Source organism: Tessaracoccus coleopterorum, from assembly GCF_011174705.1.
In the GTDB taxonomy this organism is placed as follows: Bacteria; Actinomycetota; Actinomycetes; order Propionibacteriales; family Propionibacteriaceae; genus Arachnia; species Arachnia coleopterorum.
Genome location: NZ_JAANIJ010000001.1, coordinates 2,825,151 through 2,847,281, shown reverse-complemented (window position 1 = coordinate 2,847,281; position 22,131 = coordinate 2,825,151). Strand labels below are relative to the sequence as shown.

The following is a 22,131-nucleotide window of genomic DNA, read 5'->3' as shown; positions in this document are numbered from 1 at the left end:
GCAGCACGACCACCCCTGCCGCGGCGATCCGCCCGCTCCACTCGTTGACCATCTCCGGGGTGACGCCCGCATTTGCGCCGGGCACCACCACGACGGTGTTCTCGCCCTGCGCGTCGACGCTCACCACGGCCAGCCCGGAAGGCCCGGGGATCCGCCGGACACCCGACAGGTCGACACCCGCCTCCTCGAGCCGGCTGGTCGCCACCGCGCTCGCGGCGTCGTCGCCCAGCGCGCCGAGCATCACGGTTCCGGCACCGGCCAGCGCGGCGGCGCACGCCTGGTTGGCGCCCTTCCCACCGGGCGAGAACGTGCCTCCGCCCGCGAGGAGCGTCTCCCCGGGCGGATGTGCCGCTGCAGCAACAGGTGCAGATCGACGTTCAGGGACCCTACGACGACGACGTCGCCCACTTGTTCCTCCTACAGGTACAGACCGGTGCCGGTGTCCGCGACATTGTCGGATGCGGCGGCGTGGATGTCTCGCTCCCTCAGGAGCACGTATGTCTTGGCCTGGAGCTCGACCTCGGCGCGTTCCTCGGGATCGAACAGCACCCGGTCGCCGGTCTCGACGGAGCGCACGCTCGGTCCGACCGCGACCACCTTCGCCCAGGTGAGCCGTCGGCCCATCTGGACCGTTGCGGGAATGAGGATGCCGCTGGTGCTGCGTCGTTCCCCGGCCGCCGCGTCGACGTCGACGAGCACCCGGTCGTGCAGCATGCGGATGGGAAGGCCTGCGGCGTCGCTCACTTCTCGATCGCCCGACGCTGGGCCGTGGCGAGCACCCGTCGCTGGGCCACCGAGTTGAGAGTGACGGCGAAGACGATCACGCCGAGCACCGCACCGCCCGCGATCAGCAGCTTGTCGAGCTTCCATCCGCCACGCTCGTCGCGCAGCGGCGCGGACACGGACTCGAACTCCGCCCGGGCGAACTGCTTCACCTGCTCGGCGCTCGCGCGCGCGATGTTCTGCGGCTTGAGCGACTCGACGGTGTCGGCGGTGATCTCCACGAACTGCCCACGGTTGGCCGCCAGATCGGCCCGAATCTGTTCGACGGAACGGTTGCCCATGTCAATCTCCTAACAGCGCTTGTGCCCCACCCTATTCACCCCACCATTTCACGCCACAAAACCCCGCGCGATGGCCTCCACGGCCCCCGTTACACTGGCCCCCATGACTGCACGACTGACGACCGGCACGCCCGCGCCCGACTTCACCCTGCCGGACCAGAACGGCACGGACGTATCACTATCCGACTTCGCCGGCCGCACCGTCGTCCTGTACTTCTACCCCGCCGCCATGACACCCGGCTGCACCACGCAGGCGGTCGACTTCTCCGCGGCGCTGGATTCCTTCACCGGTGGCGGCTACACGGTGCTGGGCTGCTCGCCTGACACGGTCGAGAAGCTGGCCCGCTTCACCTCGCAGTCCAACATCGGCTTCACACTGCTCGCGGACCCCGACAAGAACGTCCTCAACGCTTACGGCGCCTACGGCCCCGCAAGCTGTACGGCAAGGAGATCGTCGGCGTGCTCCGCTCCACCTTCGTGATCGACGTCGACGCCGACGGCAAGGGCGTCGTCCGGGTGGCGCAGTACAACGTCAAGGCGACGGGCCACGTGGCGAAGCTCCGCCGCGAGCTCGGTGTCTGAATCGTTCCTCACCATTGACGCCGCCCCGGTGAGGGGCGGACGTCGAGTTGGAGATCAGGCGCTCGCGGTTCCTCACCAGGATCCGCCGCGTCACCACAGAGGAGCAGGCCCGCTCCGTCATCGAGGGCGCCGCTCGGAGCACTTCGATGCCCGGCACCACTGTTCCGCCTTCATCCTCGGCCCCGACGGGCGAACCGCCCGCAGCTCGGACGACGGCGAACCGGCGGGCACCGCAGGTATTCCCATGCTGACCGCGCTGCAGCGCGTCGGGCTGAGCGACGTCGTCGCCGTCGTCACCCGCTACTTCGGCGGCATCAAGCTCGGGCGGGCGGCCTGGTGCGGGCCTACACCGACGCCGTCGCCCAGGCGATGGAGGCTGCGGGCACCCGCCGGGTGGTGCTCAGCCGGATCCTCAGGATCGACGTCGACTTCGCATCGGCGGGTTCGATGGAGGACCAGTTGCGGGGGCTCACGCTACCGTCCGGGGTGCCGGTGGTCGTCGACGGCGTCGACTGGACCGACCGGGCCCACATCCGGGTGGCCGTTCCGTCCACCGCGGTCGACGAGCTGACGGTGGCGCTGGCGACGCTGTCGGCGGGGAGCCTGGAGGCCGTCCCCGTCGACGAGCGGTGGACCGACTACGCGTCGACCTCGGGCAACAGCGCCTCGAGCTTGTCGTAGCCCTGCTGCACGCCGGTCTCCATCCCGGAGGCCAGCCAGGCGTCGCGGCCCTCGAAGGTGTCGCAGAGGGACTCCCCGATCAGCCGGGTGATGCCTCCGCCGAGGTCCTCGAAGCGGATCGTCTCGAGGGAGACCTCGTCGGGCATGCCCTCCCAGGTGAAGGTCTGGACGATCCGGTCCTCGCGCACGGTGTGGAAGCAGCCGCGGAACGAGTAGGCGTCGTCGCCACGGCGGTGGGTGTAGCGCCAGCTCCCGCCGTCACGCGCGTCCCACTCGATGATCTCGTTGGTGAGATCGTCCGGGCCGTTCCACCTGGCGAAGATCTGCGGGTCGATGTGGGCCTTCAGCAGCTGGGCCGGCGTCGCGCGGAAGTCGCGGGTGATCCGGATGATGGGCCGGTCCTCCACCGCCTCAATGGCGGCCTGCCGGTAGCGGGTTGTGGTTGTGGTGCTCATGACACCGCTCCTTCCTGGAGCTCCCCGTCTGAGGGTTGTGGTTCAGTTCGTCGAGGACGTCGTCAAGTCGGGCATAGCGGGCCTCGGCCTGCCTGCGGTAACGCTCGATCCACCCGGTCAAGAGGTCGAACACGTTGGCCTCAAGGTGCACCGGGCGACGCTGCGCATCGCGTCCGCGGGTGACGAGCCCTGCCCCTCGAGCACCTTCAGGTGCTTGGAGACGGCCTGCATGCTGACGTCGTACGGGGCCGCAAGCTCCCCCACGGTCGCGTCCCGACGGCGAGCCGCGCGACGATGTCGCGTCGGGTCGGATCGGCGAGTGCCGCGAACACCCCGGAGAGGTCATCGGTCATATCAATCTCCTGTTCAACCAACTGGTTGACAACAAGCCTGCGCCCTCCGCCCGCCTTTGTCAACCATTCGGTTGAACACGTTCCGGGCGACACCACGGGAGCGCGGACCGCGGCGAGGCGACCGCCCGATCTGCCCTAGACTGACCCACGCCCGATCGGGGCATGCCGAAGTGGTGGAATTGGTAGACACGCAGGATTTAGGTTCCTGTGCCTTCGGGCGTGAGGGTTCAAGTCCCTTCTTCGGCACCCGTGATGTCGCACGACATCGGAACCGGCCTGAACGCGCGATACGCGGGTTCGAGCCGGTCCTTCTCCTGCGTTTGCCTGATGGCCTCGAGGTCACCATTCACCTTGCCGACAAGGCGATGCGTCTGCTCGGGCATACCGGGATCCGTCGCGGTCGACAGCTCCCCGGCAAGGACGGAAGCCGGGCAGGGGTCAGATCAGCGGCAGGGTCGGGTGGTGCGCGTCGAGGACGGCCGGGTGGTCACCGGATGGGTCAACGGTGAGGATCCGTCGCACGAGGCACGGGACGTGGATCGGACTCACATGACGCATCAGCGATGTTCCATGGGTTGTGGACGGTAGCCGAACTTGGCCTCATGGAGGTATTCCAGCGACCTCACAGCCCGGAGCAGAAATTCATCGTCTTCCTTCCAGTACCGCGATGGCCCCGACAGCCCGGACGATTCCTTCCAGGCCTTCTGGATGACGGAGTCTATGTCCGCCTTGTGGTATCCGAGGACCTTTGCCACCACTGCCATGTTGTGCCAGGTTGCGAGGAGCCCCTCAGGAACATCCTCTCGATGTCGGGACGCAAGAAGGGCTTGTTGATTCCCCGCATCAACCACTTCTCGGCAAGAAGAAACTCGGCGAACGCAGAGCCGATGGATCGATACATGTAGATCGCACCCAAGCCGAGATGAACCCTTGCAGGCCTAATCTCCAGCCCATCGGAGACAGCCGGGTCAAACCTGCCATTGCTATATCTGTCACTGGCCCTGAGCAGAAGTCCCAACGTGTCAAAGTTGTCCGCAAAGGGATCCGGTTCGAGCCAGAGCTGCACCCACGTCCAATTGTCACTCTCGGCCAGATAGTCATACTCGCCGTTAAGTCCATGAATGATCGGGTAGAACATGTCGGCGATTGTAGCGGGCGTGGTGCTGCACGCAGATGGAGAAATGACCAAGGTGCGGGCAGGCCGCTTCAAATCCTTTTCCCCTCGTGAGACAAGGAGCCGCGCGACTGGGATGCGTGGAGAACAGCCGGGCATCGTCACCTGAATTTGTCAGCGGCCTATCTCACCCTTGGAGCATGGACCACCTCCGGCGACAACCGGGAGACAGCCTGCCCGGCTGCCTGAGTGGGACTCACTGCCACCCGGTTGCAGTGAAGGACATCGGGCCGGAAACTGGCGGACTCAACTGTGGGGATATCAGGCGGTGTGGACGCTCAACACCGGCCCGGCGTTCCTCATCGGCTCGCTGGGTTGGACTGTGACCAAGAACTGATCACACGATGCCGCAATTCAGGCGGAAGCTTCACCAGGACCCTTGAAGAGCGCGCCTTGACCGGTGCGTGCCAATGGCTGCAGCAGTGGCTGCGGTTCAGGCGGAACCGCCCTGGGTTACGCTCTACGTCCGGCTTCGGCGCGACGGATTGACAGACGCACAGAATGCAGATTCGTGTGCCCACGGACATGAGGGACCAAACCCCTTCTTCGCGACCCGTGATGTCGCACGACCTCGGAGTCGGCCCGAATCCGCGATAGACGGATGCGGGCCGGTCCTTTTCCTGCGGTTGACTGCCCTTCGTACCTGAGCGCGGGGCAGGCCGCGGAGCCCTCGGCGATACCGGCGGGAAGCTCGATCAGGGCGTTGACGCGCTTGATTCCGCCGTTGTTCGCCCGAGCGGGAACCTCTCGACGACCTCGTAGCGACGGCCCATCTCGTGCGACTCGACCAGACAGAACTCCTCGACGTCCCACCCCACCCCGGGAACGACCCGAGGATCTCCATCCAGCGGGCGGCATTGAGCCTCTTCGCCCGCGCGAGGGTGAGATGCGGGACGAACCTCGAACCGTCCACCCGGACCCCGCAGCGGGACGCCGCTCGCCGCGCGCACGCGGAGATGCGACCCAACTCCTCGGCACCCTCCGGAACGCCGAGCGCGAGGATCCTCGCGCGGGACACGTCGGGGAACGCGAGCCCGCCCGCGACGCGGACGCGGAACGGCGCCACCTTCGCGGCCACTCCGGCCAGCAACTCGCCCAGCCCTTCCACGGCGCCGGGTCGACGTCGGCCATGAAGGAGGCGGTCAGGTGCCACCCGGAGGGCCGCGTCCAGCGGACGGCAGGATCTGCGGCCCTGCGTGGCTCAAGGAGACCGTCCAGCTCCGCCACGACACCCTCCGGCGGGAGGACCGCCGCGAACATCCTCGAACCCATGCCGACAAGCCTATCCACCGGCGATCATCTCGGTTTGATAACAATGAGAGAGCGCTCTCTTGACAGACACCCCTCCCCCGTGGATGATTCCATCAAGCCTGAGGAACGCAGGCGTTCCACCCTCAGAGAGCGCTCTCTCCGAGGGTGGGGCCCCACACAAAGGAGTGAACGTGAAAACAACCCGCCGCCGCGTTGTCGGTGCGGCCATCGTCTCGATGGCCCTACTGACCACCGCTTGCGCCAACACAACCGCCGACCCCACCGCCGACCCCACCAAGACCTCCGCACCGGGCGAGACCCCGGCGGCCGAGCAGATCGAGCTGACGGTCACCACGTTCGGCACGATGGGCCTCGACGGCCTCTACGCGCAGTACGAGGCCGACCACCCCACCATCAAGATCAAGGCCACAAACATCGACACCGGCGGTAACGCGCTCGTCGACTGGCAGACGAAGCAGGCGGCAGGCGCCGGCCTCCCCGACGTCCAGTCGGTGGAGGAGGGCTGGCTCAGCAAGGTGATGTCGGTGTCCGACTCGTTCACCGACCTGCGCGAGTACGGCGCCGACGACATCTCGTCGCGCTGGGTCGACTGGAAGGTCGCCCAGGCCACCGATCAGCAGGGCCGGATCATCGGCTACGGCACCGACATCGGCCCGCAGGGCATCTGCTTCAACGGCACCCTCCTCGAGGCGGCGGGGATGCCCGGCGACCGTGAGGGATTCGCCCAGCTCCTGGCGGCGCCGACGCGTCGTGGGAGAAGTTCTTCGAGGTGGGCAAGGAGTACAAGGCCAAGACCGGCAAGGCTTGGTACGACCAGTCCGGCTTCGTCTGGAACTCGATGGTCAACCAGCTCGATGAGGGTTACTACACCTCGGACGGCAAGCTCAACGTCAAGGACAACGCCGAGCTCAAGGCCCGCTGGACGTTGCTGTCCGACGCGGCGGCCGCCGGCCTCTCCAGCGGCCAGACCCAGTGGGACTGGGGCGGCGGCAAGGCCTTCGTCGACGGCTCGTTCGCGACGTTCGTCTGCCCCGGCTGGATGCTCGGCGTCGTGAAGGGCCAGGTTGAGGCCGGCGGCGGCGACGCCACCAGCGGCTGGGACTTCGCCGACGTCTACCCCGGCGGCGCTGCCAACTGGGCGGCACGTTCCTCACCGTCCCGACCACCTCGAAGCACCCCGAGGAGGCGGCGGAACTCGCAGCCTGGCTGACCGACACCCAGCAGCAGGTCGCCTCGTTCCAGGCGGCGGGCGCCTTCCCGAGCGTGCTCGAGGCCCAGAAGGATGCCGGCGTGACCGGCCCGAGCGACCTGACGAAGTTCTTCAACGACGCCCCTGTCGGCGAGATCCTCGCCAAGCGCGCGGACGGCGTCAAGGCCCAGTTCAAGGGCCCGGACGACTCCGTCATCCAGGAGCAGGTGTTCGGCCCCTCCATCCAGGAGATCGACTCCGGCAAGGCCGACGGCGCCACCGCATGGGACAACGCCATGTCGCTCCTCGACACCGTCGTGGCGAGCTGACCCTCACCATCCCTCAACAAGCGAAGGCGGGGCCCTGGAAGCCCGGGCCCCGCCGCCGCGCGTCACCGACGAGGAAACCACCATGCACGCTCCACACAGCACCAAGGAGGCGACGACCCGCGGTCGCCTCCCCTGGAAGTCCAGGCTCAACACCTGGGACTTCAAATACTCCCCTACGGATACGTGGCCCGTTCTTCCTGCTGTTCGGCCTCGTCGGCCTGTTCCCGCTGGTCTACACGTTCGTCGTGTCTCTCAACAACTGGAACCTCCTCACCGGCCCGGTGAATGGGTGGGGCTGGCCAACTACGCCCGCGAACTGACCGACCCCCTGTTCTGGAACTCGCTGTTCAACACCTTCAGCATCTTCCTTCTCTCCTCGGTGCCGCAGGTCATCACCGCGATCGCCATCGCGGCGGTGCTCGACCAGAACCTGCGGGCGAAGACGTTCTGGCGCCTCTCGGTGCTGCTCCCCTACGTCGTCACGCCGGTGGCCGTCTCCCTGATCTTCTCCAACATCTTCGGCGAGAAGTACGGCCTCATCAACAACGTGCTGACGGCGATCAACCTCGATCCGATCATGTGGAAGACCGAGACCCTCCCGAGCCACATCGCGCTCGCCACGATGGTCAACTGGCGCTGGACGGGCTACAACGCCCTGATCCTGCTCGCAGCCATGCAGGCCGTGCCGCGCGACATCTACGAGTCGGCCGCCATCGACGGCGCGAGCCCCGTGCGGCGCTTCTTCTCGATCACCGTCCCAGCATCCGGCCGGCGATCATCTTCGTCATCATCACCGCCACCATCGGTGGCCTCCAGATCTTCACCGAGCCGAAGCTGTTCAACGCCGCGAGCTCGGTGCCCGGCGGCCCGCAACGCCAGTACCAGACGACGGTGCTGTACCTCTGGGACCTGGCCTTCAACCGGCAACAGTTCGGCCGCGCCGCCGCGGTCGCCTGGCTCCTGTTCCTGCTGATCGTCGCGATCGGCATCGTGAACTTCCTGCTCTCCCGGATGATCTCCGGCACCGAGACCAAGGTCGACAAGGCACGGCGCAGGCGACGCGCCTCCGCCGCGACCGGTGAGGACAACCGATGAACCGCAATCGTGGCCGCGGCATGGGCATCAACGCCAACCCCGCTGGTGGGTCTACGGCATCCTGCTCGCATTCGTGCTCGGCGGCGCCTACCCCCTCTACTGGTCGTTCGTCGTCGGCTCCAGCGACAAGAGCGCCCTGACGTCGACCTTCCCCCGCTGCTGCCCGGCGGCCAGTTCTGGGTCAACGCCGCCCAGGTGTTCGACACCATCGACTTCTGGAAGGCGCTGCTCAACTCCGTGATCGTGGCGGGCGTCATCACCATCTCCGTGGTGTTCTTCTCCACGCTGGCCGGCTACGCGTTCGCCAAGCTGCGGTTCCGCGGCCGCGAGGGCCTGCTGGTCGCCGTCATCGCAACCATGGCGGTGCCGACGCAGCTCGGCATCATCCCCTGTTCATGCTGATGAAGCAGTTCGGCTGGACCGGGTCGCTCGGCGCCGTCATAGTGCCGACCCTCGTCACCGCGTTCGGCGTGTTCTTCATGCGCCAGTACCTGGTCGACGTCATCCCCGATGAGCTGATCGAGGCCGCCCGCGTGGACGGCGCCAGCATGATCGGCACGTTCTTCAACGTCGGCCTCCCGCGGCCCGTCCCGCGATGGGCATCCTCGCGATGTTCACCTTCATGACGGCATGGACCGACTACCTGTGGCCGCTGCTCGTGGTGCCGCAGAACCCGACGCTGCAGGTTGCGCTCAGCCAGCTGCAGTCGGCCAAGTACGTCGACTACTCGGTCGTCCTCAACGGCGCGGTGCTCGCGACCCTGCCGCTGCTGGTCCTCTTCATCATCGCGGGCAAGCAACTCGTTCAAGGAATCATGGCAGGGCGGTGAAGGGCTGATGACCAGGCAATTCCCGAAGGCTTCCTCTGGGGCGCCGCCACGGCGGCCGCCCAGGTGGAGGGCGCGGCACATCTCGACGGCAGGGAGGACTCCATCTGGGATGCCTTCGCCAGGCAGCCGCTCGCGGTCGCCAACGGTGACACCCCGGAGGTGGCCGCGGACCACTACCACCGGATGCCCGCGGATGTCGCCCTGATGAAGCGGCTGGGGCTCCAGTCCTACCGGTTCTCGACGAGCTGGGCGCGGGTGCGTCCCGGCGACCGCCACACCAACGCCAAGGGCCTCGACTTCTACGACCGGCTGGTCGACGAGCTGCTCGGCGCAGGCATCCTTCCCTGGCTGACCCTGTACCACTGGGACCTGCCGCAGGCGCTGCAGGAGCGCGGAGGGTGGGCCGACCGGGACACGGCGCACCGCTTCGTCACCTACGCCGAGGCCGTGTTCGGCGCGCTCGGTGACCGGGTCACGCACTGGACAACCTTCAACGAGCCGCTGTGCTCGTCGCTCATCGGTTACACGGGCGGCGAGCACGCTCCCGGCCTGAACGACCCGCGTGCGGGCTCGCGGCCCTGCACCACCAGCACCTCGCCCATGGCATGGCCACCCGGAGGCTCCGGGAGCTGGGCGGCGAGCGCCTCGACATCGGCATCACGTTGAACCTCACCAACGCCGTGCCGCACGATCCCACCGACGCGGATGACCTCGACGCCGCCCGCCGTCTCGACGGCCTGTGGAACAGGATGTACCTCGACCCGGTGCTGCTCGGCAGCTACCCCGACGACGTCCTGGTTGACATCGCCGGCCTCGGCTTCGACGAGGTGGTCCGGGAGGGTGACCTGGCCCTCATCCACCAGCCGATCGACTTCCTGGGCGTCAACCACTACCACGACGACTGCTTCAGCGCTCACCCGGCGCCCACCACCGATCCCCCGCCCTCGTGCCGACGCCCAAGCGGAACCGTTCCTGGTTCGTCGGTTCCGAGTTCGTCTCCTCCCGTCCCGGGGCTCCCCGAACCGGGATGGGGTGGGAGATCAACCCCGACGGGTTGCGGACGTTGCTGCTCCGAATCACCGCGCAGTACCCCGACCTGCCGCCGCTCTACATCACCGAGAACGGGGCCGCGTTCGACGACGAGCTCGTCGACGGCAGGGTCGACGACGTCGACCGTTGGCACTACATCGACGCGCACCTCGGTGCCGTGGCCGATGCCATCGGAGAAGGGGTCGACGTGCGGGGCTACTTCGTCTGGTCACTGCTCGACAACTTCGAGTGGGCCTGGGGCTACGAGAAGCGCTTCGGGATCGTCTACGTCGACTACGACACCCAGGCCGGGTACCGAAACTCAGCGCGGAGAACTACGCTGCCCTGATTGCAGCAACGAAGTTGCAGACGGCGAAATGAGAACCGGGGTGCGCGCAGTGAAGAAACCGACGCTCGAGATGGTAGCTGAGCACGCCGGCGTCTCCAGGGCGACGGTCTCGCGGGTCGTCAACGGCGCGAGCACCGTCGAACCGACGATCGCGTCGCGGGTGCTGCGCTCGGTGGAGGCGCTGAACTACGTGCCCAACCGGGCCGCGCGCACGCTGGCCTCCAACCGGACGGGGCCATCGCGCTGGTCGTCCCCGAATCTGCGAACAAGGTGTTCACGGATCCGTTCTTCGGCTCGGTCGTGCAGGGCATCTCGTCGGTGCTCGAGGACACCGACTTCACGCTGACCATGCTCATCCAATCGGCGGCCAACAGCGGCAAGACTCTGCGCTACCTGTCGACCGGCAACGTCGACGGCGCGCTCGTCGTGTCGCACCACACGGGAGATGTGTTCTTCGACGCGGTCACCGAGTCGGTCCCGGTGGTGTTCGGCGGCAGGCCGGTCGACGGCCCCGTCGACACGATCAGCGTCGACGTCGACAACGTGGCCGCCGCGGAGGCGGCGGTGCGCTACCTGATCGACCGCGGCCGCACGCGCATCGCCACGATCGCCGGCCCGCAGAACATGCGCCCCGGCATCGACCGGCACGACGGGTGGCTGCGGGTGCTGGGTGAGGCGGGCCTCACGCCGGGGCCGATCGCGTTCGGCGACTTCACCACGGTGTCGGGAGGCACCGCCGTCCGCGAACTCCTGGCCACCGGCCTGCCGTTCGACGCGGTGTTCGCGGCCAACGACCAGATGGCGCTCGGCGGCTACCCGGTACTGCGCGAGGCAGGGCTGCGGATCCCCGATGACGTGGCCGTCATCGGCTTTGACGACTCGCCGTTCAGTGCCACGTCCGAGCCCCGCTGACGACGATGTCGCAGCCGATGGCGGAGTTGGGCGCCGAGATGGCGCGCCAACTGCTGCGCATCCTCGACGGCGGCACCGCCGCACCGCTGACCGTGCTGAACGCCACCCTGGTCGAGCGCGGCTCTGCCTAGTCATCCTCGTCGCGCGGCGCGAGCGGGAGCGGGTCGATCCCGGCAGGATGCAGCGAGCCGTCGTCGACCCCGTAGGTCCTGATCGGACCCGGCCCGCTCGAGCGGGTCTCGAAGCGCACGGTGACGCGACCCAGCCCCGAACCCCACACCCAGCCGCGGCCGAGCTCATCGTGGACGACGTCGGCGCCAGGGTAGAACGTGCTCCGCCCCGCACTCCGCTGAGCTCGACCGGTTCGTCCGTCGTGACGTCCTCCCCGCCGTCGAGAGTCGGCTCGTCCCGAAGAGCTTCTCCTGCGCCGACGTGGCGAAGTTGGACACGCCGATGCCGAGCAGGCGCACACCGGGCCTCGGGTCGACCTCGTCGAAGATCGTCAGCGCCGCGGAGGTGATCTCGTCGAGGCTGTCGGTGGCGCCGCCGAGACCGCGGGCGATGGTGCGGGTGGTGAAGTCGGCGAAGCGCACCTTCACCGTCACGGTCCTGGCGAACAGGCCGGCGCGGGCCAGCCGCGAGGCCACCTGTCCCGCGTCGCGGCGCAGGATCGCCTGGAGTTGGGCCCGGTCGGTGAGGTCGACGGCGAACGTGTCCTCCGTCGAGATCGACTTCGGGTCGCGCGATCCCTCGACGGGACGCTCGTCCCTCCCCAGGCCAGCGACGCGAGCGACTCGCCCGCGGAGGAGCCCAGCTCCCGCACCAGCTCGGCGCGGTCGACGCCGCGCAGGTCCTCGACGGTGTAGAGGCCGATGGTGATGAGCCGCTGCTCGGTGGCCGGCCCCACACCCGGGATCGCGCGCACGGGCATCGGCGCGATGAAGCCCAGCTCCTCGGCGGGGTCGAGGATCCTGGCGCCGTCGGGTTTGGCCGCCTCGCTGGCGAGCTTGGCCAGGAACTTCGCCGAGCCGACGCCGACCGAGGCGGTCAGGCCCTCGGTGCGGCGGGTGAGCTCGGCACGCAGCCAGGCGACCCGGTCGGTCAGGTCTCCGTCAGCCCAGTCGGTGCCCGCAAGGTCGACGAACGCCTCGTCGAAGCTCAGCGGCTCCACGATCGGCGACACCTCGCGCAGCAGCCCCATCACGATCCGCGACGACTCCCGGTAGGCCTCGAACCGGCCGCCGAGGAAGGCCGCGTGCGGCGCACGGCGCTTCGCCTCGGCCCCGACATGGCCGAACGCACCCCGAAGCGGCGCGCCTCGTAGGAGGCGGTGGCCACCACGCCGCGCGGCCCGGAGCCGCCCACGACGACGGGCCTGCCGCGCAGCGACGGCTTGTCGCGCTGCTCGACGGCCGCGAAGAACGCGTCCAGGTCGAGGTGCAGGATCCGGCGGGCCACCGGACGAGCCTACCGCCGCTCGGTCAGCTCCCATCCGTCGCCGACACGGCGCACATGCCCCTCGGCCTCGAGGCGACGCAGGTAGGCCTGCTCGCCGCGCCTGCCCTTGCCCCGGAACAGCGTCATGAGCCTCGGGAGGCGGTTCGGAAACAGGGTGGCGAACCGCACCAGGAGCGACTCGGAGAACCTCGGGTAGACCTCCAGGCGGGGCTTGTCGAGCACCCGCATCATGGCCTCCGCGACGGCGGCGGGCGGCTGGGGCGGGTCCTGGAACTGCAGCGAGTTGCCGCCCTCGACGGCCTCCCGGCGCAGCATCGGGGTGTCGGTGGCCGACGGCAGCACCGACGAGACGGTGATGCCCTTCGGCGCGAGGTCGAGCCCGATCGCGAGCATCGCCCCCGCAGCCCGAACTTGGAGGCCGTGTAGATGGGCGTCTCGCCGAGCGGGAAGATGCCGCCGAGCGACACGGTGCTGATCACGCGCGGGTCGGGTGCGGCGCGCAGCAGCGGCATCGCGAGGCGGGTCAGCATCAGGGGCGACAGGAGGTTCACGTCGAGTTCCCGACGGATGCTCGCGACGTCGCGCTCGTCGAAGCGCTCCTGGCTGCTCATGCCCGCGTTGTTGATCAGGACGTCGAGCCGTCCGAAGTCGCGGTCCAGCTCCTCGACGAGCGCGACCACCTGCGCCTCGTCCGTCAGGTCCACGGCATAGGAACGGTGGCCGGAGCCGGGCAGCGAGGCGGCGACCCGCTCGGCCGCCGGCCCGCGCAGGTCGATGATCGCCAGCCGCGCGCCCCGCCGGGCGGCGTGCGGCACGAAGGCACCCGCGATGCCTCCTGCGCCGCCGGTGACGGCGATCACCTTCCCGCGGTAGTCATAGCTCATCGGGTCGGCTCCGCGCCCTCGAGTGACCAGCCGAACTCCCGGCCCGTGGCCTCCATGTAGTCGACGAACGCATCGGAGTCGACGTAGCCCTTGTGGCGGGGCGAACGGTCGAAGCGCAGCCCGCTGTCCAACGCGGGCGGTCGCTGCGGATCCTCCCTGTGAACAGGTCGACCTTGTTCGGATCGGGCTCGCTCAGGTATCCCGCGACGAGGTGCGCCTGCCGGTCGAACAACTGGTAGGCGCCGGAGTTCGTCTCGATGAACCCGACGGCGAACAGGCCGGGATGCCTGCGCGAGAAGGCGTTGAGATACAGGTCGTCGGGTGCTGCGGATCGCCGAACCACCGCTGCGCGAACGGGACGGCGTGCAGGTAGCCGGTGGCGAGCAGGATCAGGTCGAAGTCGGCGGAGGTGCCGTCGGCGAACGTCACCGTGTTGCCGCTCGCCGAGCGGATGCCGACGCGGGCGGTGACGTCACCGTGGCGCAGGTGGTGGAGCAGTTGGTCGTTCATCACGGGGTGCGTCTCGAACAGCTTGTGCTCGGGCCGCTGCAGGCCGGCCTTGGTGAGATCACCCACGAGGAGCCGCAGCAGCGGCTGCAGCAGGGCCCGCTCGACGCGCTTCGGCAGGAACGACCCTTGCCTCCGACGACGTCGGAGGGGATGCCGAACACGTGCTTGGGGATGAACCAGTAGCCGCGCCGCATGCTGATGGACGCCTCGGCCGCGGTGGTCGCGGCGTCGCAGGCGATGTCGCACGCCGAGTTGCCGCCCCGACCACCAGCACCCGGCGGCCCTCGAACTCCCGCGGGAGCGGTACTCGACGCTGTGGCGCACCTCGCCGGTGAACCCATCGACCGCCGGGGCGTTGGGGGTCCACTGCGCCCCGGTGCACACGACGACGGCGCGGTAGTCGGTGACGGTGCCGTCGGCCACCCTCACCCGCCACCGGTCACCGGCCTTGTCGAGCGCGGTGACGTCGGCCCCGAAGGTGATCGCGTCGGTGAGCCCGTAGGCGTCGGCGAAGCCGCGCAGGTAGGCGAGGATCTGCCGGTGCCCGGGTAGTCGGGATAGGTCTCCGGCATCGGATAGCCGCTGAACGCCGAGGCCGTCCGGCTGGAGATGAAGTGCGCCGACTCGTACATCGGGGTGCCGGGCGCGTCGATGTCCCAGATCCCGCCGACGCCGTTGGCGCGCTCCAGATGGTCGTAGTCGACGCCGCGTTCCCGCATGGCCCGCGCGATCGCCAGGCCCGCCGGCCCGGCCCCGATGATGCAGATCCGATCCCCCATGGTGCCGCTCCCCTTCCAACCGATCACCGCTGACGGTGATGATAGGCGCGGGAGCCGCACGGTGGAGGGGTTTCAGGCAGGTTGGGGCGTGGGCGGTACTGCACGAAGTCGAAGCCGACGTGCTGCTCGCGGGAGACCTCGGTCCACTCCCCGGCCCGATGTAGGGGAAGGTGGCGGCCCCTCGGGCGACTGGTGGACGATCGTCAGGTCGAGTTCGGTGAGGTAGGGCCACGCCTCGCGGTAGATCTGGCCCCGCCGCCCACGTAGCAGACCCGCTCGGGCGTCCCTGCCGCCAGCTCGAGTGCCTCCTCGACGGAGTGCGCCACCTCGACCCTTCGGCCGACCAGTCCGGGTCGCGCGTGACGACGATGATGCGACGGTTCGGCAGTAGGCCGATCTGGTCCTGCGTGCGGCGCCCGAAGATGACGGTGTTGCCGGTGGTGACCCGCTTGAACCGCTTGAAGTCCTCGGGGATGTGCCACAGCATGTCCTCGCCGGAGCCGATCACACCGTTGTCGGCCACCGCCGCGATGGCGACGATCCTCATCCGTCCTCCTGTCACTGCGCCGTCCTCAGACGGCGATCGGGCCTTGATCGCCGGGTGCGGGTCGTAGCCCTCGACGCCGATGTCGCCGAGTTCGAAGGCGTCGATCTCTGTCACCTCGGGTTGAGCACCAGCCGCGGCAGCGGACGCTCGTCGCGGCCCAGCTGCAGCGCCACCTGCTCGAAGTGGTTGGAGTAGATGTGCGCGTCGCCGAGCGTGTGCACGAACTCGCCCACCCGCAGCCCCGTCACCTGCGCCACGAGGTGCGTGAGCAGCGCGTAGGACGCAATGTTGAACGGCACACCCAGGAACACGTCGGCGGAGCGCTGGTACAGCTGGCAGCTCAGGATGCCGGGCCTCCGTCGTCAGCGGGAGCGACATAGAACTGGAACAGCGCGTGGCAGGGCGGCAGCGCCATGTCGTCGACGTCGGCCACGTTCCAGGCCGACACGATGTGCCTGCGCGAGTCGGGGTTCGCCCTGAGCGCGGCGATGACGTTGGCGATCTGGTCGACGTGGCGGCCGTCGGGGTGGGCCAGGAGCGCCACTGGTAGCCGTAGACCGGCCCGAGGTTGCCCTCCGCGTCGGCCCACTCGTCCCAGATGGTGATGCCGTTGTCGTGCAGCCAGCCGATGTTGGTGTCGCCCCGCAGGAACCACAGCAGCTCGCCGAACACCGAGCGGGTGTGCACCTTCTTCGTGGTGAGCAGCGGGAAGCCGTCGCGCAGGTCGAAGCGCATCTGGTGGCCGAAGATCGACCTGGTGCCCGTGCCTGTGCGGTCGGACTTGTCGACCCCTGTGTCCATGATCAGCCGCAGCAGGTCGGTGTACTGCCTCATGCCAGGCCTCCCAGGTAGCCGACGAACTCGCGCACGGCGGCGCCGCGGTGCGAGATCGAGTCCTTCTCGGCGGGCGTCAGCTCCGCCGAGGTGACGTCGAGGCCCGCCGGGATGAACAGCGGGTCGTAGCCGAAGCCGTTGTCGCCCATGGGGGCGGCATCGGTGATGTGGCCCGGCAGGTAGCCGTGCCAGACGCGACGCTCGCCGTCGGGGGCGACCATCGCGAGCGCGCACACGAACCGGGCGCGCCTGCGGACGCGCGGCACGCCGTCGAGTTGGGCGAGCAGCAGCGCGTTGTTCTCCTCGTCGTCGCAGGCGGGGCCCGACCAGCGGGCGGAACGCACCCCGGGCATGCCGTTGAGCTCGTCCACCTCGAGACCCGAGTCGTCGGCGACGGCGACGAGCCCCGTCTCGCGGGCCGCGGCCGCGGCCTTCAGCAGCGCGTTGCCCTCGAAGGTGCGCTCGGTCTCCTCCGGCTCGGGTAGCGAGGGAAGTCGCCGAGCCCGAGCACCTCGACGGCGAGCCCGGAGGCCTCGATGATCCGGCGCAGCTCAGCGAGCTTCAACGGGTTGTTGGTCGCCAGCACGATCCGCCCGGGCAGGTTCACGCCAGGGCCTCCCGCTGGAGGCGGGTGAGCTCGACGCAGCCCTGGGTGCCGAGGTCGAGCAGGACGTTCAACTGGTCGCGGCTGAAGGGGTGCCCTCGGCGGTGCCCTGCACCTCGATGAAGGCGCCGGAACCGGTCATCACGACGTTCATGTCGGTGTCGGCCGCCGAGTCCTCCTCGTACTGGAGATCGAGCAGGGCGGTGCCCTCGCGGTTGAAGCCGACCGAGACGGCGGCCACCGAGTCCTTCAGCGGCTCGCCCTTCAACGCCTTCAGGCCGCGGAGGTGCTCGACGGCGTCAGCCAGCGCCACGTAGGCGCCGGTGATGGCGGCGGTGCGGGTGCCGCCGTCGGCCTGCAGCACGTCGCAGTCGAGCACGATGGTGTTCTCGCCGAGCGCCCGGTAGTCGATGACGGCCCGCAGGGAGCGGCCGATGAGGCGGGAGATCTCGTGGGTGCGTCCACCGATCCGGCCCTTGATGGACTCACGATCGGAGCGGCTGTGGGTGGCGCGAGGCAGCATGGCGTACTCGGCGGTCACCCAGCCGAGGCCGGACCCGGTGCGCCAGCGCGGCACGCCGGTGGTCACGGAGGCGGCCACGAGCACGCGGGTGCGGCCGAACTCGACGAGCACGGAGCCCTCGGCGTGATCGAGCCAGTTGCGGGTGATCCGCACCTGGCGGAGTTCGTCGGGGCGTCGTCCATCGATGCGGGTCATGGGCCCAAACCTACCTCAACGCCGCCGGGGCGCCCGAGCGGTTCTCAGCGGGACAGGTGCAGCGCTCGGCGGAGGAACGTCGACCAGCGCCTGCTCGATGTGTTCGCCGCAGCCGGCCCAGGTCGGCTTGCCGCACCTGTCACAGGTCACCTTCTGACACATCGGTCTCCTCCTTCTCTGCGATGACCACCGTCGTCGCGTTGCTCACGAATCCTCCCAGTAATCTACGCCCGATTCCCTGGAAGTCGGTGGCATCGCCGGTGGTCAGGAATGTCCGGGTGGCCTCGCGGGCTGGTGGCGCAGCAGGCCGGCCTGGGTGAGCTGCGCGTAGGTCGACTGCGCGCACGCCTCGGCCGACGACACCAGGGTCACCCCGTTGCCGAGCACGTAACCGATGACGCCAGCGAGCAGTGGGTAGTGCGTGCATCCGAGGATCAACGTGTCGGCCTGCGCCTTCTTGACCGGCGCAAGGTACTCCTCGGCCACCTCGAGCAGTTCGTCCCGCCGGTGATGCCTGCCTCGACGAACTCGACGAACCGGGGCATGCCTGCGCGGTCAGCGTGATGTGCGGGGCGATGGCGAATGCGTCGTCGTAGGAGCGGGAGTTGACGGTCGACTCGGTGGCCACGACGCCGACCCTTCCGTTGCGGGTGGCCGCGACCGCCCGGCTGGCCGCGGGAGGATGACCTCGGTTATGGGCACGTCGTAGCGTTCGCGGGCGTCACGCAGGACGGCCGACGAGGCGGAGTTGCATGCGATGACAAGCGCCTTCACCCCCCGCTCCACGAGGTGGTCGAGTCCCTCCAACGCGAACCTGCGCACCTCGGCGATCGACCGGGGCCCGTAGGGTGCACGGGCGGTGTCGCCGAGGTAGAGGAAGTCCTCATTGGGCAGCTGTTCCACGAGGGAGCGCAGCACGGTCAGTCCGCCGAATCCGGAGTCGAAGACACCGATCGGGCGGTCCAGCAGGTCAGTCACAACCGACCATCCTATGCCTCCAGCTCACTCCTGCCCGTCGAACTGGTCAGGGTCGAGGCTCTGCCCCGTCGCGAGGCACACCCCCGCGACTCGAGGAGGTCCTCCAGCAGGTAGCCGAGCCAGTCGACGAGGTCGGCAAGCCCGGGGTTCGCCTCGACGACGGCCTCCAGGGGCTCAGCGAGTCGCTCCGGCCCGGCGAGTTCGGCGTACCAGAAGAGTCGGAGGGCGCCCAGCGCCTTGGCCCACGCATCGACGCTGTCGAGCGTCACCGGCACGAAGCCCGGGTGCCCTCCAGGTCGGCGAGCACCACCTCGGCTGCGGCGATCCGTGCGCGCGTCTGGGTGTGGATCGAGTCGCGCCAGAACTCGTCGGCCTGCTTCTCGTCCCGGAGCGCGGCCGGGAAGAGCCGCGACAGCCTCGGGTTGCCGAGCATCCGGTTGGTGGGGTCGTCCGCGAACTCGGCGAGGAACTGGTCGAGTGCGTCGCCGGTGGAGGCGGGCTCGGAGGGCAGCAGATCCCGCAGGTGGGAGATGTAGAAGCCGAGCATGGCCTTCAGGCCCCGTCGCGGCCGTCGCGGCCGTCGAAGGCCCAGACGATGTCGGTCGGATCGAGCATCATGACTGCTCCATCGTCGACCAGAGGTTGTAGCCCTGCATGGCGAGCACGTCGCGCTCCATCTCCTCGCGGTTGCCGGCAGACACCACGGCGCGGCCCTCGTGGTGGACCCGCAGCATCAGGTCCTCGGCCTTGTGGCGCGGGTAATGGAAGTACTCCTGGAACACGTAGGTCACGTAACTCATGAGGTTGACGGGGTCGTCCCACACGATGGTCACCCAGGGGTGGCCGGCAACTGATCGACCGCGGCCGCCTCAAAGGTCTCGGTGCCCGGCGTTGTGCTCATGGCCATACTCTGCCCCGTCGGGCCAAACTGTGCCACCCGTTCGCCGGAGCGCCACCGGCGACCCGTTTCGCACGCCTCCGACCGTCCACGTGCGCTGCGGAGCGGGTCCGCGGTCATCGGCCCTGGGTTGAACCCCAAGGGAGCGCCACCTCATCAACGAACCTCCGGCACAGAAACACTAGAGTGCGGGCATGACCACAGCACTGCTGACCGACCACTACGAGCTGACCATGGTGCAGGCCGCGATGGACGCGGGAACCGCGAACCGACGCAGCCTCTTCGACCTGTTCACGAGGCGGCTGCCCGGCGGCCGCCGCTACGGCGTGGTGGCCGGCCTCGGGCGGGCGATCGAGGCCGTCGAGAACTTCCGCGTCGGCGATGCGGAGCTCGAGTTCCTGCTCTCCCGCGGCGTGATCCGCGACAACGTCGCGCAGTGGCTCGCGGACTTCCGTTTCTCCGGCGACATCTGGGGCTACCCGAGGGCGAGGTCTACTTCCCCGGTTCCCCGGTGCTCTCCGTGGAGGGCACGTTCGCCGAGGCCTGCATCCTCGAGACGATCCTGCTGTCGATCTACAACCACGACTCGGCCATCGCCGCCGCGGCCTCCCGCATGACGGCGATGGCGGGCGACCGGTCCTGCGTCGAGATGGGATCGCGGCGCACCCACGAGTGGGCGGCCGTCGCCGCGGCCCGGGCCGCCTACGTGGCGGGCTTCGCCTCCACCTCCAACCTCGAGGCGGGCCGCCTCTTCGGGATCCCGACCATCGGCACGGCGGCGCACTCCTTCACGCTGCTGCACGACACGGAGGAGGATGCCTTCCGGGCACAGCTCGCCACCCTCGGCGAGGACACCACGCTGCTCGTCGACACCTACGACGTCGAGGCCGCGATCCGCAAGGGCGTCGAGCTGACCGGCGGCCGGCTGGGGTCGATCCGGCTCGACTCCGGCGACCTGGCCATCATGGCGCGGGAGGCACGCGACCTGCTCGACGACCTGGGGGCGCACGACACGCGCATCATGGTCACCTCCGACCTGGACGAGTGGCAGATCGCGCTCCTCCAGGGGCGCCGGTCGACGGATACGGGGTCGGCACCTCCCTTGTCACCGGATCCGGGCACCCGACGTGCGGCTTCGTCTACAAGCTCGTGGCGCGCGCAGACTCCGACGCCCCCGACGCCGGGTGGGTGTCGGTGGGCAAACGCTCCAAGGGAAAGAACACGCTGGGCGGCCGCAAGTTCGCGATGCGCCGACTGGGTGAGGACGGGAGGGCCGAGTCCGAGGTGATCGGGCTGGGCGCGCCGCCCGCCAACGACGGGAACGACCGCGACCTGCTCGTCCCGATCATCACCGGGGGCAGGCTCGTCCACCACGCCACTCTCGGGGATGCCCGCCGCAGGCACGTCGAGTCGCTCGCCGAGCTGCCTCTGGCGGCACGCCGCATCTCGAAGGGCGATCCGGCCCTCGAGACGATCATCCTCGACGAGTCCGGCGACATCACCACGAACCCCTACCAGGCCGCCCCGGTCACGAACATCTGACCACTGGGGCGACGCGATCGGCCAGTTGGTCGGCGTGTCCCGAAGCGCCGCGTCGACGCGGTCACATACCGGAACACGGACGGGACAAGGCACGAGGCCCGGTCGGACGAGGTCCGCAGGTGGATGCCCGATCCGGGCATGCACCAGCTCCAACCACCCTGGTGCGACAGATCCGACGGCGCTAAGCTCGGCGTCCAGCACCGAGACCCCACCTCGTAGAAGGGCTGCAGTGGAAATCACCGGAATGGAGACACTCGACCAGCTCACTCCCCTGGCGGAGGAGGCGATGGCCCTCTACCGACGCGGTGAGGTCGCCGCCGCACGCTCGGCGGGCGAGGAGTTCTGGGCCGGGGTGCCTCAGCCCCGCAGACGGACGGGGACCGACTTGCGGCGCAGCTGTCACTGATCATCGCGCGCCGCGCGGTCCCCGTCGCGACGGCCGACGCGACGCACTGGCTCGAACGGGCCCGGGGCGCCTACGGCGAGGAGAGCACGGGCGGTATGGCCCAGTGCGACTTCGTCGCGGGCACCATCGCGTTCCACGAGTCGCGGCCCGACGAGGCACGCGCGTTCTTCGAGAGGGCGGTCGCCGTCACGGGCCCGAAGGCATTCGCGGGCAGGACCGGCGCTACCTGGAGTTCTTCGAGCGCGGGTCGACACCCTCGGCGGACGGCTCCCCGCACGAGTTGGCCGAGAAGGGGGAGGATCTGTCCGACGCCGGTGACGTCGCTGGCGCCCTCGAGCTGTGGAAGCGTGCCCTGGCCGCCGCCTCACCGGTCGACGAGGACCTCCGGTTCTGGCTGCTCGCCAGCATCGGCGACGCCCAGTTCCAGCTCGGGGACTTCTCCTCCGCGCTCGCCTCCGAGCAGGATGCCCTCGCCGTCGGAGGGACGGGCAATCCGTTCGTCTGGCTGCGTCTCGGGCAGGCGGCCTTCGAGCTCGGAGCCGGGCAGCGGGCGGCCGACGCCCTCGTCAGCGCCTACATGCTCGAAGGCGATGAGATCTTCGAGGATGAGGACCCGAAGTACCGGGCCTTCCTCGTGGAGCGGGGCGCCATCTCCTGACG

29 protein-coding genes, 1 tRNA gene and 12 pseudogenes are annotated in these 22,131 nt (G+C 69.0%); 20 read left to right on the top strand and 22 right to left on the bottom strand.

The genetic code is table 11. The features are described 5' to 3' along the window. Window positions 1–19 precede the first annotated feature (19 nt). The 3 genes and pseudogenes from G7085_RS33145 to G7085_RS27590 all read right to left on the bottom strand — a co-directional run. Window positions 20–460, bottom strand: a pseudogene (locus G7085_RS33145) (PfkB family carbohydrate kinase); the annotation flags it as partial. Continuing rightward, complete coding sequence (locus tag G7085_RS18370) at window positions 418–744, bottom strand: GroES family chaperonin (RefSeq protein ID WP_456300403.1); 327 nt, start codon at window positions 742–744, stop codon at window positions 418–420. The pseudogene G7085_RS33145 and the gene G7085_RS18370, both read right to left, overlap by 43 nt. Then, entirely contained in the window at window positions 741–1,064 is a 324-nt protein-coding gene (locus G7085_RS27590; RefSeq protein WP_231979686.1) for a hypothetical protein, read from the bottom strand. Before G7085_RS27590 ends, G7085_RS18370 begins: the two co-directional genes overlap by 4 nt. A 103-nt stretch (window positions 1,065–1,167) precedes the next feature. On the opposite strand from G7085_RS27590, the pseudogene G7085_RS18365 reads away from it, so the two are divergent. The 3 genes and pseudogenes from G7085_RS18365 (at window position 1,168) to G7085_RS27580 (ending at window position 2,217) form a co-directional block, all read left to right on the top strand. Beyond that, a pseudogene (locus G7085_RS18365) lies at window positions 1,168–1,646 on the top strand (peroxiredoxin). Between the two features lie 47 nt (window positions 1,647–1,693). Next, window positions 1,694–1,897 (top strand): hypothetical protein, encoded by a 204-nt coding sequence (locus G7085_RS27585; RefSeq protein ID WP_231980830.1) that lies wholly within the window; start codon window positions 1,694–1,696, stop codon window positions 1,895–1,897. After that, a complete protein-coding gene (locus G7085_RS27580) occupies window positions 1,819–2,217 on the top strand; it encodes a YigZ family protein (RefSeq protein ID WP_331716028.1) in 399 nt (132 codons plus the stop codon). The genes G7085_RS27585 and G7085_RS27580 overlap by 79 nt, the downstream gene beginning before the upstream one ends. Before the next feature lie 67 nt (window positions 2,218–2,284). Here the strand turns inward: G7085_RS27580 and G7085_RS18355 are convergent, their stop codons facing one another. Together G7085_RS18355 and G7085_RS33140 are read right to left on the bottom strand one after the other, a co-directional pair. Beyond that, the gene (locus G7085_RS18355) at window positions 2,285–2,782 is read right to left on the bottom strand and encodes an SRPBCC domain-containing protein (RefSeq protein WP_197512017.1); all 498 of its coding nucleotides are present in this window, start codon (window positions 2,780–2,782) and stop codon (window positions 2,285–2,287) included. 117 nt (window positions 2,783–2,899) lie between these two features. Beyond that, a complete protein-coding gene (locus G7085_RS33140) occupies window positions 2,900–3,046 on the bottom strand; it encodes a hypothetical protein (protein WP_331715775.1) in 147 nt (48 codons plus the stop codon). A gap of 253 nt (window positions 3,047–3,299) precedes the next feature. On the opposite strand from G7085_RS33140, the gene G7085_RS18345 reads away from it, so the two are divergent. After that, a tRNA-Leu gene (locus G7085_RS18345) sits at window positions 3,300–3,381 on the top strand. On the opposite strand, the gene G7085_RS18340 is transcribed toward G7085_RS18345, so the two are convergent. The 4 genes and pseudogenes from G7085_RS18340 to G7085_RS35510 all read right to left on the bottom strand — a co-directional run. Further along, on the bottom strand, window positions 3,363–3,518 hold the full coding sequence (locus G7085_RS18340; RefSeq protein WP_197512016.1) for a hypothetical protein: 156 nt from the start codon (window positions 3,516–3,518) through the stop codon (window positions 3,363–3,365). The genes G7085_RS18345 and G7085_RS18340 overlap by 19 nt on opposite strands. 335 nt (window positions 3,519–3,853) lie before the next feature. Then, window positions 3,854–4,273 (bottom strand): hypothetical protein, encoded by a 420-nt coding sequence (locus tag G7085_RS18335; protein WP_197512015.1) that lies wholly within the window; start codon window positions 4,271–4,273, stop codon window positions 3,854–3,856. A gap of 731 nt (window positions 4,274–5,004) precedes the next feature. Then, on the bottom strand, window positions 5,005–5,127 hold the full coding sequence (locus G7085_RS31095; RefSeq protein ID WP_269451912.1) for a hypothetical protein: 123 nt from the start codon (window positions 5,125–5,127) through the stop codon (window positions 5,005–5,007). Between the two features lie 41 nt (window positions 5,128–5,168). Beyond that, window positions 5,169–5,417: pseudogene (locus tag G7085_RS35510) on the bottom strand (2'-5' RNA ligase family protein); the annotation flags it as partial. 334 nt (window positions 5,418–5,751) lie between these two features. On the opposite strand from G7085_RS35510, the gene G7085_RS18325 reads away from it, so the two are divergent. The 14 genes and pseudogenes from G7085_RS18325 to G7085_RS18285 all read left to right on the top strand — a co-directional run bounded on the left by G7085_RS18325 (window position 5,752) and on the right by G7085_RS18285 (window position 11,444). After that, on the top strand, window positions 5,752–6,636 hold the full coding sequence (locus G7085_RS18325) for an extracellular solute-binding protein (RefSeq protein ID WP_197512013.1): 885 nt from the start codon (window positions 5,752–5,754) through the stop codon (window positions 6,634–6,636). Continuing rightward, window positions 6,621–6,791: a hypothetical protein gene (locus G7085_RS18320; RefSeq protein WP_197512012.1), complete on the top strand. Its 171-nt coding sequence runs from the start codon at window positions 6,621–6,623 to the stop codon at window positions 6,789–6,791. The genes G7085_RS18325 and G7085_RS18320 overlap by 16 nt, the downstream gene beginning before the upstream one ends. Then, window positions 6,716–7,099, top strand: coding sequence for a hypothetical protein (locus G7085_RS18315; RefSeq protein ID WP_408647226.1), 384 nt, complete (start codon window positions 6,716–6,718; stop codon window positions 7,097–7,099). The genes G7085_RS18320 and G7085_RS18315 overlap by 76 nt, the downstream gene beginning before the upstream one ends. After that, window positions 7,054–7,419 carry a sugar ABC transporter permease gene (locus G7085_RS18310; protein WP_197512010.1) on the top strand — a complete coding sequence of 122 codons (366 nt, stop codon included), beginning with the start codon at window positions 7,054–7,056 and terminating at the stop codon, window positions 7,417–7,419. Before G7085_RS18315 ends, G7085_RS18310 begins: the two co-directional genes overlap by 46 nt. Continuing rightward, window positions 7,389–8,072: a carbohydrate ABC transporter permease gene (locus tag G7085_RS18305; RefSeq protein ID WP_197512009.1), complete on the top strand. Its 684-nt coding sequence runs from the start codon at window positions 7,389–7,391 to the stop codon at window positions 8,070–8,072. The genes G7085_RS18310 and G7085_RS18305 overlap by 31 nt, the downstream gene beginning before the upstream one ends. Window positions 8,073–8,267: 195 nt before the next feature. Further along, a complete protein-coding gene (locus G7085_RS27575; RefSeq protein WP_231979685.1) occupies window positions 8,268–8,435 on the top strand; it encodes a hypothetical protein in 168 nt (55 codons plus the stop codon). Beyond that, the gene (locus G7085_RS27570) at window positions 8,390–8,596 is read left to right on the top strand and encodes an ABC transporter permease family protein (RefSeq protein WP_231979684.1); all 207 of its coding nucleotides are present in this window, start codon (window positions 8,390–8,392) and stop codon (window positions 8,594–8,596) included. Before G7085_RS27575 ends, G7085_RS27570 begins: the two co-directional genes overlap by 46 nt. After that, window positions 8,590–8,820: an ABC transporter permease subunit gene (locus tag G7085_RS27565; RefSeq protein WP_231979683.1), complete on the top strand. Its 231-nt coding sequence runs from the start codon at window positions 8,590–8,592 to the stop codon at window positions 8,818–8,820. Before G7085_RS27570 ends, G7085_RS27565 begins: the two co-directional genes overlap by 7 nt. Then, on the top strand, window positions 8,790–9,023 hold the full coding sequence (locus G7085_RS27560) for an ABC transporter permease family protein (RefSeq protein WP_231979682.1): 234 nt from the start codon (window positions 8,790–8,792) through the stop codon (window positions 9,021–9,023). Before G7085_RS27565 ends, G7085_RS27560 begins: the two co-directional genes overlap by 31 nt. 63 nt (window positions 9,024–9,086) lie before the next feature. Then, window positions 9,087–9,689, top strand: coding sequence for a glycoside hydrolase family 1 protein (locus tag G7085_RS27555; RefSeq protein ID WP_408647136.1), 603 nt, complete (start codon window positions 9,087–9,089; stop codon window positions 9,687–9,689). Further along, window positions 9,629–9,901 (top strand): annotated as a pseudogene (locus tag G7085_RS31090) (family 1 glycosylhydrolase); the annotation flags it as partial. The gene G7085_RS27555 and the pseudogene G7085_RS31090, both read left to right, overlap by 61 nt. A gap of 68 nt (window positions 9,902–9,969) precedes the next feature. Continuing rightward, window positions 9,970–10,401: a family 1 glycosylhydrolase gene (locus G7085_RS31085; RefSeq protein WP_331716026.1), complete on the top strand. Its 432-nt coding sequence runs from the start codon at window positions 9,970–9,972 to the stop codon at window positions 10,399–10,401. Window positions 10,402–10,471: 70 nt separating this feature from the next. Beyond that, window positions 10,472–10,747, top strand: a complete 276-nt coding sequence (locus G7085_RS18290; protein WP_197512008.1) for a LacI family DNA-binding transcriptional regulator — start codon at window positions 10,472–10,474, stop codon at window positions 10,745–10,747. Further along, window positions 10,672–11,444: pseudogene (locus tag G7085_RS18285) on the top strand (LacI family DNA-binding transcriptional regulator). Before G7085_RS18290 ends, G7085_RS18285 begins: the two are co-directional and overlap by 76 nt. Here the strand turns inward: G7085_RS18285 and G7085_RS33135 are convergent. The 13 genes and pseudogenes from G7085_RS33135 to clpS all read right to left on the bottom strand — a co-directional run bounded on the left by G7085_RS33135 (window position 11,441) and on the right by clpS (window position 19,458). After that, window positions 11,441–12,771 (bottom strand): annotated as a pseudogene (locus G7085_RS33135) (DNA polymerase IV). The pseudogenes G7085_RS18285 and G7085_RS33135 sit on opposite strands and share 4 nt — an antisense overlap. Before the next feature lie 9 nt (window positions 12,772–12,780). Continuing rightward, window positions 12,781–12,993: a hypothetical protein gene (locus G7085_RS18270; RefSeq protein WP_197512005.1), complete on the bottom strand. Its 213-nt coding sequence runs from the start codon at window positions 12,991–12,993 to the stop codon at window positions 12,781–12,783. 5 nt (window positions 12,994–12,998) lie between these two features. Then, window positions 12,999–13,655 (bottom strand): SDR family NAD(P)-dependent oxidoreductase, encoded by a 657-nt coding sequence (locus tag G7085_RS18265; RefSeq protein WP_197512004.1) that lies wholly within the window; start codon window positions 13,653–13,655, stop codon window positions 12,999–13,001. Then, entirely contained in the window at window positions 13,652–13,786 is a 135-nt protein-coding gene (locus tag G7085_RS31075) for a hypothetical protein (RefSeq protein ID WP_269451910.1), read from the bottom strand. The genes G7085_RS18265 and G7085_RS31075 overlap by 4 nt, the downstream gene beginning before the upstream one ends. A gap of 61 nt (window positions 13,787–13,847) precedes the next feature. Then, on the bottom strand, window positions 13,848–14,963 hold the full coding sequence (locus G7085_RS36470; RefSeq protein ID WP_269451909.1) for a hypothetical protein: 1,116 nt from the start codon (window positions 14,961–14,963) through the stop codon (window positions 13,848–13,850). 4 nt (window positions 14,964–14,967) lie between these two features. Beyond that, window positions 14,968–15,491: pseudogene (locus G7085_RS18250) on the bottom strand (dihydrofolate reductase). A 39-nt stretch (window positions 15,492–15,530) separates the two neighbouring features. Beyond that, window positions 15,531–16,325: pseudogene (locus G7085_RS33120) on the bottom strand (thymidylate synthase); the annotation flags it as partial. After that, window positions 16,322–16,926 (bottom strand): annotated as a pseudogene (gene rdgB, locus G7085_RS18240) (RdgB/HAM1 family non-canonical purine NTP pyrophosphatase). The pseudogenes rdgB and G7085_RS33120, both read right to left, overlap by 4 nt. A gap of 2 nt (window positions 16,927–16,928) precedes the next feature. Continuing rightward, window positions 16,929–17,647 (bottom strand): annotated as a pseudogene (gene rph, locus G7085_RS18235) (ribonuclease PH). 139 nt (window positions 17,648–17,786) lie between these two features. After that, window positions 17,787–18,625 (bottom strand): annotated as a pseudogene (gene murI, locus G7085_RS18230) (glutamate racemase). A gap of 11 nt (window positions 18,626–18,636) precedes the next feature. After that, on the bottom strand, window positions 18,637–18,894 hold the full coding sequence (locus G7085_RS18225; RefSeq protein ID WP_197512001.1) for a DUF2017 family protein: 258 nt from the start codon (window positions 18,892–18,894) through the stop codon (window positions 18,637–18,639). Further along, a complete protein-coding gene (locus G7085_RS18220) occupies window positions 18,891–19,172 on the bottom strand; it encodes a DUF2017 family protein (protein ID WP_197512000.1) in 282 nt (93 codons plus the stop codon). Before G7085_RS18220 ends, G7085_RS18225 begins: the two co-directional genes overlap by 4 nt. A 67-nt stretch (window positions 19,173–19,239) precedes the next feature. Continuing rightward, window positions 19,240–19,458, bottom strand: a complete 219-nt coding sequence (gene clpS, locus G7085_RS18215) for an ATP-dependent Clp protease adapter ClpS (protein ID WP_197511999.1) — start codon at window positions 19,456–19,458, stop codon at window positions 19,240–19,242. 259 nt (window positions 19,459–19,717) lie between these two features. Between clpS and G7085_RS18210 the strand changes: the two are divergent. Together G7085_RS18210 and G7085_RS18205 are read left to right on the top strand one after the other, a co-directional pair. Continuing rightward, window positions 19,718–21,065, top strand: a pseudogene (locus tag G7085_RS18210) (nicotinate phosphoribosyltransferase). Between the two features lie 686 nt (window positions 21,066–21,751). After that, window positions 21,752–22,129, top strand: coding sequence for a tetratricopeptide repeat protein (locus G7085_RS18205; protein ID WP_197511998.1), 378 nt, complete (start codon window positions 21,752–21,754; stop codon window positions 22,127–22,129). Window positions 22,130–22,131 lie beyond the last annotated feature (2 nt).